At 55.4% G+C, this 12,142-nt stretch carries 11 protein-coding genes; 9 read left to right on the forward strand and 2 right to left on the reverse strand.

Annotated features, from left to right (window positions below; genetic code table 11):
* Positions 1-5 precede the first annotated feature (5 nt).
* The 8 genes from Q0824_RS15475 to pgi all read left to right on the forward strand — a co-directional run bounded on the left by Q0824_RS15475 (position 6) and on the right by pgi (position 10,534).
* Positions 6-182, forward strand: coding sequence for a hypothetical protein (locus Q0824_RS15475; protein WP_298452738.1), 177 nt, complete (start codon positions 6-8; stop codon positions 180-182).
* Positions 172-3,135 (forward strand): sensor histidine kinase, encoded by a 2,964-nt coding sequence (locus tag Q0824_RS15480; RefSeq protein WP_298452741.1) that lies wholly within the window; start codon positions 172-174, stop codon positions 3,133-3,135. Before Q0824_RS15475 ends, Q0824_RS15480 begins: the two co-directional genes overlap by 11 nt.
* Positions 3,136-3,142: 7 nt before the next feature.
* Positions 3,143-4,540, forward strand: coding sequence for a sigma-54 dependent transcriptional regulator (locus tag Q0824_RS15485; protein ID WP_298452744.1), 1,398 nt, complete (start codon positions 3,143-3,145; stop codon positions 4,538-4,540).
* A gap of 726 nt (positions 4,541-5,266) precedes the next feature.
* Positions 5,267-6,628: a polynucleotide adenylyltransferase PcnB gene (gene pcnB / locus Q0824_RS15490; RefSeq protein WP_298453172.1), complete on the forward strand. Its 1,362-nt coding sequence runs from the start codon at positions 5,267-5,269 to the stop codon at positions 6,626-6,628.
* Positions 6,628-7,125, forward strand: coding sequence for a 2-amino-4-hydroxy-6-hydroxymethyldihydropteridine diphosphokinase (gene folK, locus Q0824_RS15495; protein ID WP_298452747.1), 498 nt, complete (start codon positions 6,628-6,630; stop codon positions 7,123-7,125). Before pcnB ends, folK (Q0824_RS15495) begins: the two co-directional genes overlap by 1 nt.
* 72 nt (positions 7,126-7,197) lie before the next feature.
* A complete protein-coding gene (panB, locus tag Q0824_RS15500; RefSeq protein WP_298452751.1) occupies positions 7,198-7,992 on the forward strand; it encodes a 3-methyl-2-oxobutanoate hydroxymethyltransferase in 795 nt (264 codons plus the stop codon).
* Complete coding sequence (gene panC, locus Q0824_RS15505) at positions 7,989-8,837, forward strand: pantoate--beta-alanine ligase (protein ID WP_298452754.1); 849 nt, start codon at positions 7,989-7,991, stop codon at positions 8,835-8,837. The genes panB and panC overlap by 4 nt, the downstream gene beginning before the upstream one ends.
* Before the next feature lie 35 nt (positions 8,838-8,872).
* On the forward strand, positions 8,873-10,534 hold the full coding sequence (gene pgi / locus Q0824_RS15510) for a glucose-6-phosphate isomerase (RefSeq protein ID WP_298452757.1): 1,662 nt from the start codon (positions 8,873-8,875) through the stop codon (positions 10,532-10,534).
* Here the strand turns inward: pgi and folK (Q0824_RS15515) are convergent.
* Both folK (Q0824_RS15515) and folB read right to left on the reverse strand, forming a co-directional pair.
* A complete protein-coding gene (gene folK / locus Q0824_RS15515; RefSeq protein ID WP_298452759.1) occupies positions 10,517-11,041 on the reverse strand; it encodes a 2-amino-4-hydroxy-6-hydroxymethyldihydropteridine diphosphokinase in 525 nt (174 codons plus the stop codon). The genes pgi and folK (Q0824_RS15515) overlap by 18 nt on opposite strands.
* Entirely contained in the window at positions 11,034-11,411 is a 378-nt protein-coding gene (gene folB / locus Q0824_RS15520) for a dihydroneopterin aldolase (RefSeq protein WP_298452761.1), read from the reverse strand. The genes folK (Q0824_RS15515) and folB overlap by 8 nt, the downstream gene beginning before the upstream one ends.
* A gap of 161 nt (positions 11,412-11,572) precedes the next feature.
* Here folB and plsY point away from each other — a divergent pair, with 161 nt between their 5' ends.
* Positions 11,573-12,142, forward strand: a complete 570-nt coding sequence (gene plsY, locus Q0824_RS15525; RefSeq protein WP_298452763.1) for a glycerol-3-phosphate 1-O-acyltransferase PlsY — start codon at positions 11,573-11,575, stop codon at positions 12,140-12,142.

Raw genomic sequence — 12,142 nt, forward strand, 5'->3', positions numbered from 1 at the left:
GCCGGATGTATATCTATCGCCTGGTTTTTTTGCTGGTTCTGGCCATCTATATTTTTTCGCCCAACATTCTTGACTGGTGGACCACACCAGGGAATGCCTGGTACAGCCCCTTTGTAATCTGGGCCGCTCTTATTGCCGTCGGCTTCTGGCTTGAGTGGCGACGGGACCCCAATGAGTTTTAGTGCTCCCGGGCTGCTCCTTGCCAGCCTTCTCTACCTTATGCTTCTGTTCGGCATTGCCTGGGTAACCGAGCGCGGCATTATTCCCCGACACTGGGTACGCCATCCGCTGGTATACACTCTCAGCCTCGGCGTCTACGCCGGCATATGGGCGGTCTATGCTGCTGTGGGTCTGGCTGCGGAATCCGGATACGGTTTCCTTGCGTACTACCTGGGTATCAGTGGCGCCTTTTTACTGGCGCCGGTACTTCTCAACCCGATCATGAGAATTGGCCGGGCCTACCAGCTCACTTCTCTTGCCGATCTGTTCGCCTACCGCTATCGCAGTCAATGGGCAGGAACACTGGTTACCCTTTGCTCAGGCCTCGCGATCCTGTCACTGCTGAGTATGCAGATACAGGCGGTATCGACATCAGCCAGCATTCTTGCCCCGGATACTTCTCCCCACCTGATCAGCATTATGTTCAGCCTGATTGTTGTGCTCTTTGCCATGCTCTTTGGCGCGAGACGCAATCAGGAAATGGAGAACCACCCCGGACTGGTCGTAGCCATTGCGTTTGATTCCCTGGTCAAGCTGGTCGCCCTGTTGGTGATTGGCGGCGTTGTGCTTTTCACTGTTTTTGGCGGCATGGGCGGACTCGAAACCTGGCTGGCGGGCAACACTACGCCTGCAACCTCCATGTCTATGAGCATAGACGACGGCAGCTGGCGGGCACTCATGTTGATGTCTTTCGCAGGGGCATTGGTGTTACCCCACATGTACCACATGACATTCAGCGAGAACCCTTCACAAAAGGCGCTAGCCAAAGCCAGCTGGGGGCTTCCGTTCTATTTATTACTGCTGGGCATCCCGGTACCATTGATTCTCTGGGGTGGTCAGGAACTGGCGGTAACCACCGGCCCCAACTTCTATACGCTGGGGATTGCTCAAGCACTGGAAAACCCGGCACTGACCCTGTTCATGTACATTGCCGGACTATCGGCCGCCAGCGGCCTGATGATCGTCAGCACACTGGCATTAGCCGGCATGGTTCTCAACCACGTTGTTCTGCCCCTGAAAACCCCCAAGGATCAAGGCGACATATACCGCTGGCTACAGTGGGTTAAGCGCATGCTGATTGCCGCAATCATCTTTTTGGCTCTGCTGTTCCATGAGACCCTTGGCAAGAATCTGGACTTATCCATTCTCGGAGCAATATCTCTCGCAGGCACACTGCAACTGCTGCCAGGCGCGCTGGGGGTCATATACTGGCCAGAAGGGAACAGGCGAGGCCTGATTGCCGGGCTGCTGACCGGTTTAGCCATTTGGCTGATCACCCTGGTACTGCCCTTCTCCCACACCGCTAACCTGCTGGGCTGGCTGAACGCCCCCATAGTGCCGGATTACGGCAACTGGCACATATTCACGTTTGTCAGCCTTACCGCAAACATAATTGTATTTACCCTGACGTCAATATTGAGCTCCAGCTCAAATGACGAAACCAGTGCAGCCCAAGCCTGCTCCATGGGTGCCCTATCGCGCCCCCAGCGCCGTGAATTACTGGCAAGCTCGTCAGACGACTTCGAACGCCAGCTAGCCGAGCCCCTCGGCCGAGATGTAGCCAAACGCGAAATAACGCGTGCGCTCGGGCAGCTGAAGCTGCCAAACGTGGAATACCGCCCGTACCAACTACGACGCCTGCGCGACCAGATTGAAATCAACCTATCGGGCTTGCTTGGCCCATCGGTGGCCAGGGATATGGTAAAACGCCACCTGGGCTTCAAACCGATGACCCGCGGCAGCAGCGCCCAGGATATTCGCTATGTAGAGCGCGCACTGGGTGATTACCAAAGCCAGCTCACAGGGTTGGCCGGGGAACTCGACACCCTGCGCCGGCACTACCGGCAGACCCTTCAAAACCTCCCTATACCTGCCTGCTCTGTGGGCGAAGACGGCGAAATACTGATGTGGAATCAGGCGATTGCCGAGCTCACCGGCATCACGGCCGATGAAGTTGTCGGCGCCCGACTGATGACCCTACCGGATCACTGGCATCACCTACTCGACGACTTCAACCGCGGTGAAGACCTGCATCGCTACAAACACCGCCTGGATCTGCGAGGCCGGCCACACTGGCTAAACCTGCACAAAGCGGCCTTGAGCGGCCCCGACCACCCGGATGGTGGCAGTGTTATTCTGGTTGAAGATCAAACTGAAACCCGTTTGCTGGAAGACGAACTGATGCACAGCGAGCGACTCGCCTCCGTGGGGCGCTTAGCTGCAGGCGTTGCCCACGAAATCGGCAATCCGGTTACGGGCATCTCCTCTCTGGCGCAGAACCTGAAGCTGGAAACGGACAACCCGGATATCCTTGAAACCGCCAGTCAGATTCAACAGCAGACGCGCCGCATATCAGCCATTCTGCAATCACTGATGAACTTTGCCCGCACTGGCAATCATTCCAGAACCAACCGATACGAACCTGTTAGCATCCGCCGTTGCGTAGAGGAAGCCAGCAACCTTCTCTCTCTCAGCGATAAAGGGATGGGCATTCGCTACATTAACGATTGCCCCGACACCCTGCAGGTACTGGGTGACGAACAACGGCTTGTACAGGTTTTTGTTAACCTGTTGGCCAACGCCCGTGATGCCTCTCCAGACAGAGGCTCAATCCAGGTGACTGGCAAGCAAGACGGCTACTCGGCTATCATCGAGATCATTGATCAGGGCTCGGGCATACCCGAAGATCAGCTTGATCATGTCTTCGAGCCCTTCTACACCACTAAAGCCTCCAACAAAGGAACGGGGCTTGGTCTATCGCTGGTTTACAGCATTATTGAAGAACACTATGGGAACATTCAGGTTGAAAGCCCGGCCAGTGCTCAAACCGGGCTTGGCACCTGTGTACGATTGAAGTTACCAGCTTACGAGCCGGAGACAGACTCCGTCACCACCCGCCCGAACGAAAGGTACTGAGACTGCCATGCCCCGCATTTTGATCGTGGAAGATGAAGACATTATTCGCTCCGCCGTTCGCAAACTGCTATTGCACGCGGGCTACGAAGTTGAAGATGTTGGCTCTGTAGAAGAGGCTGAACAAAACCACGATCCTGACCAGTTCGACCTGATCATTTCAGACCTGCGACTCCCAGGCGCTGCTGGAACAGAGTTGATCAACCGCGCGCCAAATACGCCAGTGTTAATCATGACCAGCTACGCAAGCCTGCGCTCAGCGGTAGACTCCATGAAGTTGGGAGCAGTGGAATATATTGCCAAGCCTTTTGATCATGATGAAATGCTGGCAGCGGTAGAAAGCATTCTCGCCCGTACTGCTCCGTCAGGCCATGACCGCAACACCGATGCCACTGCGGCCCCGGAGAACGGTGACCCTGCAAGCATCATGTTCGGCCAATGCGAGCCCATGCAAAGGGTCTTCACTCTTATTCGCAAGGTGGCACCGACCGAGACAACCGTGCTTGTTCAGGGGGAGTCGGGTACCGGTAAAGAGCTCGTTGCTCGTGCGCTTCATCTCCTGAGCCCCCGCGCCACAAAACCGCTAATCTCGGTAAACTGCGCAGCCATTCCCGAAAGCCTCATCGAATCCGAACTGTTTGGTCATGAAAAAGGCGCCTTCACCGGAGCCGTATCAGCCAGAACAGGTCTGATCGAAGCCGCAGACGGTGGCAGTTTGTTTCTGGATGAAATCGGGGAGCTGCCAGCGGAAGCCCAGGCACGTTTACTGCGAGTTCTTCAGGAGAGCGAAATTCGCAAAGTGGGCTCAACCCAGAGCCGAAAAGTGAACGTGCGTATGATCGCAGCCACCCACCGTAACCTGAAAGCAATGACCCGCACCGGCGAGTTCCGGGAAGACCTGTACTATCGCCTGAATGTGATGCAGATACGTATTCCGCCACTGCGGGAACGCCAAAGCGATATTTTAGGTCTTGCGCGACGCTTTCTTATCACCCAGGGCAACAAAGTAGGCCGGCCTAACCTGAACCTGAGCCCCGAAGCCATGCGAGCGCTTGAACGGCATCGCTGGCCGGGTAACGTAAGGGAGCTGGAGAATGCCATCGAGCGCGCCAGCATTCTGAGCGATGGCGATATCATTACGCCGTCACTGCTGGACCTCGATAGTGAAGGTGGTGACGAGTACATCCCGGAATCACTGGTGGCAGGCAACAATGAGCAACTACCGGCCCGGGAACCCGATAGTGCAAATGACCTCTCCCTGGAGGACTACTTTCAGCATTTTGTGCTGGAAAACCAGGATCGCATGAGTGAAACCGAGCTGGCTCAGAAGCTGGGCATTAGCCGGAAATCCCTTTGGGAGCGTCGACAGCGCCTTGGCATTCCCCGGAAGAAGACCTCTGGAAACTGACATCGTTAAGGGGTCATGAATACCCCTCTTTTCAAAAGCCATGGTATGAACCGCGACTCAGATGTTACCGCCCGTTCCTCTTGGTAACACTTCCCACGAAAACCACAGGTAGTGGGTAACACTTATATCGGGTACGGGGTAACACTTACACTGAGGATTTTTTTAACCTACTGTTAATTAACGATATTTAAATGTTGGCACACCAACTGCATTCTAGTTAAGCGCACGACAACAAAAACAACAGTGACAATGCAGCGCCTCAACAAAAACAAAAAGCTGCGGGAATGCGTTCAGCAACAAAAACAAAAATAGAACGTGAGCGAACTGAGTGTTTTGGGTACTTTGCTTTTTTGGTAGTCCCTTGGCACGGGCAAGTTGTAGAGATGCAAAGAAGAATCACCCTTGAGGTGACGCAGCACCTACCAATAACTTGTTTGATGTCGTTGACTGCTCATTGTGTTCAAAGCTTTCCGTTTGCACTACTGATTAGCCCCGGTTTCGGGGACGCACAGTGGGGTAAAAAAACGAAGAAAAATCCCGAACAAAAATAAAAACAATGCAGATCGTCAACGTTTTGAGGGCGGATTCGTGTAAGCGAATCCGCCTTTTGATTATTCGGGGTATGCAAGATTCCACGGCAAACGTGTGCAAATCCTGCTCAAACCGTTAAACTCTCGGTTTTGCTCAACGCAACCACGGATTTCAATGTCAAAATCACTCTCCTCCATCTTCGAGCAATCTGTCGATAAGCTCCGCTCATTCATCCCCGGAAACGGGAAGAAAAAAGCTCGGGCCTACCAGCGACGGGAGGTTCCCAGGGACCAGCACAACGTTTCACGCTCAGTACTGAGCGAGCCCGCCAAAAAGGTTCTCAGCCGACTCAACAACTCCGGTTATGAGGCGTACCTTGTGGGTGGTGGCGTGCGCGATGTGCTTCTTGGCAAGCAACCCAAAGATTTTGACATAGCCACCAATGCCACTCCGGAGGAAGTACACGACCTGTTCCGCAACTCCCGCCTGATAGGCCGGCGCTTTCGAATTGTTCACGTTGTCTTCGGGCGCGAAGTTATTGAAGTAACCACCTTCCGTGGCAATGCAACAGATGCAGATGACAGTAATACTGACGATGACCGCAAAACCAGCGAGCACGGCCTACTGTTGCGCGACAACGTTTACGGCAATCTGGAAGAAGATGCACTGCGCCGGGACTTTACAGTCAACGCGCTTTATTACTGCATTCGGAACTTTACCGTTGTTGATTTTGCAAACGGCATGGAAGATCTCCATAACCGGCAACTCCGGCTAATTGGCGACCCGGAAACCCGTTACCGCGAAGACCCTGTGCGCATGCTTCGCGCAATTCGCTTCGCCGCAAAGATGGACTTTGTCATCGAGCCCGAGACAGAAGCACCGATCCGGGAGCTGGCTCCTTTATTGACTCACATTCCACCAGCGCGTTTGTTTGAAGAAGTTCTGAAGTTGTTTTCGGCCGGTTACGGCGAAGCAACCTACGACCTTCTCACCCACTACAATCTGCTGGAACCATTATTTCCTGAAACGGTAAAAGCCATCGAAGCCGGGGAGTCGGATGAACTGATTCGTCAGGCACTGCGCAACACCGACAGCCGTATAGCCCAAGGCAAATCCGTTACCCCCTACTTTCTGTTTGCCGCCATGCTCTGGCCTGCATTGCAAAGAGAGTGGAATCATCGTCAGGATAACGGCGACCCGGTGCAGCCCGCCCTGCACGGCGCTATCGGCAAGGTCATTGGCCGCCAGGTACAAGCCACCTCTATACCCAAGCGCTTCTCTGGCCCCATGAAAGAAATCTGGGAGCTGCAGATGCGCCTGCCCCGCCGCCAAGGCAAGCGGGCCTTTGTAACCATGAGCCACCCAAGATTCCGTGCAGCCTACGACTTCTTGCTGGTTCGGGAAGACTGCGGCGAAATCGAACCTGGCCTTGGCCAGTGGTGGACTGAATTTCAGCGCCTGGACGAGCGTGGGCAAGAGCGCATGCTTTCAGAGCTCAGCAGTGACGCCCCTAAAAAGCGACGTCGCCGCAAACCGGTAAAACGGCCTGCCCCCTGATGAAAACCGATGCCTTCATTGGTCTGGGCAGCAATCTGAAAGAGCCGGCAGCCCAGCTGGCAAGAGCCGTTTCAGAGCTAGCTGCACTGCCTGGTACAACACTGGTCGCACAGTCGCCTTTTTACGCAAGCAGCCCTGTCGGGCCTCAAGACCAACCAGACTTTGTGAACGGTGCAGCGTGGATTTCCACAGCACTGCCCCCCCACACGCTGCTTGACCATCTTCAGGCCATCGAACATGCTCATGGGCGGGAGCGACTCCGGCACTGGGGGCCCCGCACCCTTGATCTTGACCTGCTGGTATTCGGCGACCAGGTACTGAATGACGACCGACTCACCGTTCCCCATCGAGAACTCCCCAACAGGGACTTTGCTCTTCAGCCGCTTTTGGATCTGAAACCGGATCTGAAGTTGCCTGACGGCGCCACAATCGCTAACTTGAGGGCACAATGCCCTGACAACCGGTTGCGCAAACTTCCACCTCGGGATTACCCTTAGCAATTAAATAGCAACTAAACGCCGGTCACCCCGGCACGGTCTTGGCCCACCTACCCAAAAGGCAAGGATATTATGGCTGTTACCATCAACACCCTGCTGGAATACAAGCAAAAAGGCGAAGCCTTCTCCGCCCTCACCTCTTATGACTCCACCTTTGCACAGGTAGTCAGCGAAGCCGGCGTGGATGTTATCCTGATTGGCGATTCCCTGGGCATGGTGCTTCAAGGCCACGACAGCACCTTGCCCGTCACCATGGATCAGATCGTGTATCACACCAGCTGTGTCGCCAAAGGCAACCGTGGTTCCCTGATCATGGCTGATATGCCTTTCATGAGCTATGGCACTGTAGAGGCAGCTCTGGAAAATGCCGCAGAACTCATGCGGGCCGGTGCCCACATGGTCAAACTGGAAGGCACAGACTGGATGAAAGACACCATTAGCGCGCTCAGCGAGCGAGCGGTGCCGGTATGCGCACATCTGGGTCTCACGCCCCAATTCGTCAACAAATTTGGTGGATATAAGGTTCAGGGTCGCGATGAAAAATCTGCAGAGCTGATGATCAACCACGCCTGCGAATTGGTCGCTGCAGGCGCAGACGTTATCCTGCTGGAATGCGTACCCGCGCCTTTGGCCGCACGCATCGCGCAGGCTGTCACTGCCCCGGTGATCGGCATTGGTGCCGGTGCCGATACAGACGGCCAGATTCTGGTATTGCACGACATGCTGGGAGTTACCACAGGTCGAAAACCACGGTTTGTGAAAAACTTTCTGGCAGAGACCGACTCCATTCAGGAGGCCATTGCGGCCTACGCAAAAGCAGTGCGTGAGCGCACATTCCCCGCCGAGGAGCATACGTTCAAGGCATGAGAACCGTCCATTCGCTGAAAGAACTGCGTGCCATCCTCCGCGGTTACCGCCAGCAGGAAAAAACCATTGGCCTGGTGCCCACTATGGGCAACCTGCATGAGGGGCACATCTCGCTGGTTCGCAAAGCTGCCGAAGCGGCAGACGTTGTGGTTACCAGCATCTTCGTGAACCCCATGCAGTTTGGCGCCAACGAAGATCTTGATACCTACCCACGCACCCTGATCGATGATCAGAACAAACTTGGTGAGGCGGGGAACACCCTGGTCTTTGCCCCCTCAGCCGAGGAAGTGTACCCCGACGGCCTTGCCAGACACACCCGCGTAGTAGTGCCAGACGTCAGTGATGGCCACTGCGGAGCAAGCCGCACTGGGCATTTTGAAGGTGTTGCAACGGTGGTTTCTGTTCTGTTCAACATGATCCAGCCGGATTTCGCCATATTCGGCGAGAAAGATTTTCAACAGCTAGCCGTGATTCGCAAGATGGTGCGGGACTTAATGATGCCGGTTGAAGTCATCGGCGCACCCACTGTGCGGGAAGACGATGGCCTGGCCAAAAGCTCACGCAACGGTTACCTCTCCGTAGCAGACCGCAAAACCGCGCCGGCTATTTACCAGGTACTGCAGGCTACTGCCGCCAAGATTGCTGATGGGCGCGACGACTTCCTGGTGCTTGCACAGGAGGCGGGTGAAAGCCTGCGAACGGCCGGCTTACGCCTTGACTACTTCAACATTGCAAATAGCCAGACTCTCAAGCCAGCCACACCAGAAGACCGGAACGTTACCCTGCTGGCTGCCGCTTTTCTTGGCTCAACCCGGCTGATTGACAACATCTCAGTAACCCGCTGAAGACTTATGCCAAAATACCAAGAAAGGACTCTCTAATGATTTCGCCAGACGCTGCACTGACATCGTCTCCCGAATGGCAAGAGTTGGTTGCCTGCCGGGAAAGCCTGCGACACCGCCCCATGAAGACGCTTTTTGCGGAAGATCCGGAGCGAGCGAGCCGGTATTTCATTGAGGGTGCCGGCCTGTCCCTCGACTTCTCCAGGAACCGGCTTACCGACGAAACTCTTGAGGCACTGATGGCTCTGGCACGCAGCCGGAACTTGGAAGATCGCAGGGCTGCGTTGCTGCGCGGCGACAAGGTGAACATTACCGAGGACCGCCCCGCACTGCACACAGCGCTGCGCAATCCCGGAACGGACTCCCTCATAATCGATGGGCAGGACGTGATTGCAGAAGTGAACGCCACCCTGGATCGCATGGAGACCTTCGTAGCAGAAGTGCTGAACCACTCCCGCACCGGTTATACCGGCAAGGCGTTCACCGACGTAGTCAGCATTGGCATTGGCGGCTCGTTTCTGGGCCCCAAACTGGTCACCGAAGCGCTACAGCCGTACCGGACACCGGGCATCCGTTGCCACTATGTGGCCAACATTGATGGCACAGAAATCAGCGAAACCCTGGCGAAAATTCATCCTGAAACCACTCTTTTTCTGGTTCAGTCGAAATCCTTTGGCACCAGAGAGACACTGGAAAACAGCAAAGTCGCGCGAAAGTGGTTTATCGAGCGCAGCGGTAACGAACAGGCGGTCGCCAGCCACTTTATGGCGGTGACTGCCAACGTAAATGCCGCACAAAAATTCGGAATAGACCCCGACAACGTATTCCCCATGTGGGACTGGGTTGGCGGCCGATATTCGCTTTGGTCTGCGATCGGTCTGCCTGTCGCGCTTTCCATCGGAATGGACAACTTCCGGGCCCTGCTCGCAGGCGCCCACGCCATGGATAATCATTTCCGGGACACCCCCCTGGAACAGAACCTGCCCGTTATCATGGCCATGCTGGGTATCTGGTACAGCAATTTCTGGGGCGCGGAGACCCACGCCATACTGCCCTACGACCACTACCTTCGCAGCTTGCCAGATCATCTTCAGCAACTGGACATGGAGAGCAGCGGCAAACGGGTTAATCAGCAAGGCGAGCTTTTGGATTACCACTCTGGCCCCGTCATCTGGGGCGGCGTGGGGGCCAATGGCCAGCACGCCTACCACCAGCTGATTCACCAAGGCACCCGGTTGATTTCTGCCGACTTCATCATTCCTCTGCAAACCCACAACCCGGTTGCGACCCATCACGCCGACTTGTTTGCCAACTGCCTGGGCCAATCCCGCGCAATGATGACCGGAAAAACACTGGAAGAAGCAAAAGCCGAACTGGCAACCAGTAATATGGCGGAAGCAGACATTGAGCGTCTGGCGCCACACAAGGTGATACCCGGGAATCAGCCCAGCAATACCTTGATGATGAACAAGGTAACTCCGGAAACCGTCGGCGCATTGATAGCACTGTATGAACACCGCACCTTTGTGCAGGGTGTTATCTGGGACCTGGATTCGTTTGATCAATGGGGGGTTGAGCTGGGCAAGAAACTGGGTGAAAACATTCTACCCCGGCTTCTTGAATCGGAAACATCGGGCGAGGCGAGTGACAGCGCTACGGACAATCTGATAGCGCTATTTCGATCAGCAAACGGCCGTTGAGATCACCCTGCCCTGCCAGCTGAAGTTTACCGGCCAGAGTTTCTGGTCGGTGTTATATGCCTGCCATAACTCAAGGTAGCTTTTGCGGCATATCGGGTGCTTCACTCCCGGCGCAACATCTGCCAGAGGCCGCAGTACAAAGGCATTCTTGAGAATCTCACTTCTGGGCAACTCCACGCCGTCGAGACAACCTACCGCTTCACCGTAAGTCAGAATATCCAAATCCAGCGTTCTCGCGCTGAACTTCGGGGCGTCCGGCCGTCTACCGTTATCAGCCTCCAGCTGTTTGAAATGCTGTGAAAGCTCGCCCACTGCGAGGTTGGTCTTCACGCCCACGACCAGATTCAGGAACGGAGAGCCGTCAAACCCTACCGCCTCACTCTCATACACGGGAGAAATCTCCAACTCACCAAACCAGCCTGCCAGCGCATCCAGAGCCGCTTTCACATAGCGCTCTCTGTCGATATTGCTGCCGACACTGATATATACCGGAACCTGATCAGGCATCACCGGGCACTCCTTTGCATGCAGTCCGTTCAATACACACACCGACAGATCGGGCGGCAGGCACAGCTCCTGGCTTGCGCAGCGTTAATCGTAGCCAGCCAATGCCGAACTCTCGTTGCAGTTTCTCTGCAAGAACCTCTGCACCGTGCTCCAACAGCTTTGGCTTTAGCTCTTTCAAGCAGCGCTCTACGCACTCACTGACCGATGCGTAATCAAGCGCATCCGCGACATCATCAGACGCGCCGGGAATGCGGTTATCCCAAGACATTTCCAGATCCACAACCAGAGCCTGAGTCACATTGCGCTCCCAGTCGTATACACCCACCACGGTTTCTACAACCAGGCCTTCGATCAATACGCTGTCTGCCAAGAGGGCTCCCGGGGCAATCCCACACACTGCTGATTGAATAACATACAAACTGCGACTACTGTAACGGCGACAGCCTGTAAATGGAGGGCCGGCATTTTCGCACATTTTCCCCTGACACGTCTTCGTCTCTGAGCGCACAAATGTTCCTGAGTGACCCAGTAATGATTGTTTTGCTTTGTATGGCTGCCTATCTGGGGGGCTCAATACTGTTTGCGCTGCCGGTGTGCAAGATATGGGGGCTGCCCGATCCACGGGCGCAGGGTTCCGGCAATCCTGGCGCCACCAATGTTTACCGAACCGGGGGCTGGCGCCCAGCGCTAATCACTTTGGCCCTGGATGCAGCAAAAGGCTGGCTGCCAGTCTGGCTCGCATACAACGCCGGGCTATCTGCTTTGGTTCAGGCTATGGTGGCGCTCTTCGCGGTTACCGGGCATATGATTCCGGTTTTCTATCGCTTCAAAGGCGGTAAAGGAGTCGCAACAGCCCTTGGCGCCGGCCTTGCTCTGGCTCCCGTCACCACAGCCTCCATGGCGGCACTGTGGCTACTGGTCATTTGGCGTTGGCGGATTTCCGCGTTAGCCTCAGTGATCGCCATTGTTAGCGGGCCGCTCATTAGTGCACTCATAGAACCCGAAACGCTTCCCATGTTCGGCTTGCTGGCGATCCTCGTTGTTGTACGCCATCGCAACAACCTGATCCGGCTAGCACAAGGCCGGGAAACCAGCCTCTAG

The organism is uncultured Marinobacter sp., assembly GCF_947488835.1.
Taxonomy (GTDB): Bacteria; Pseudomonadota; Gammaproteobacteria; order Pseudomonadales; family Oleiphilaceae; genus Marinobacter.

Bases quoted from the DNA above. Each gene is read 5' to 3' on its own strand.
- plsY (WP_298452763.1), top strand. From the start codon at position 11,573: ATGATTGTTTTGCTTTGTATGGCTGCCTATCTGGGGGGCTCAATACTG.
- folK (WP_298452759.1), bottom strand. From the start codon at position 11,041: ATGCCTGATCAGGTTCCGGTATATATCAGTGTCGGCAGCAATATCGAC.
- panB (WP_298452751.1), top strand. From the start codon at position 7,198: ATGGCTGTTACCATCAACACCCTGCTGGAATACAAGCAAAAAGGCGAA.
- pgi (WP_298452757.1), top strand. From the start codon at position 8,873: ATGATTTCGCCAGACGCTGCACTGACATCGTCTCCCGAATGGCAAGAG.
- panC (WP_298452754.1), top strand. From the start codon at position 7,989: ATGAGAACCGTCCATTCGCTGAAAGAACTGCGTGCCATCCTCCGCGGT.
- Q0824_RS15475 (WP_298452738.1), top strand. From the start codon at position 6: ATGTATATCTATCGCCTGGTTTTTTTGCTGGTTCTGGCCATCTATATT.
- folK (WP_298452747.1), top strand. From the start codon at position 6,628: ATGAAAACCGATGCCTTCATTGGTCTGGGCAGCAATCTGAAAGAGCCG.
- Q0824_RS15485 (WP_298452744.1), top strand. From the start codon at position 3,143: ATGCCCCGCATTTTGATCGTGGAAGATGAAGACATTATTCGCTCCGCC.
- Q0824_RS15480 (WP_298452741.1), top strand. From the start codon at position 172: ATGAGTTTTAGTGCTCCCGGGCTGCTCCTTGCCAGCCTTCTCTACCTT.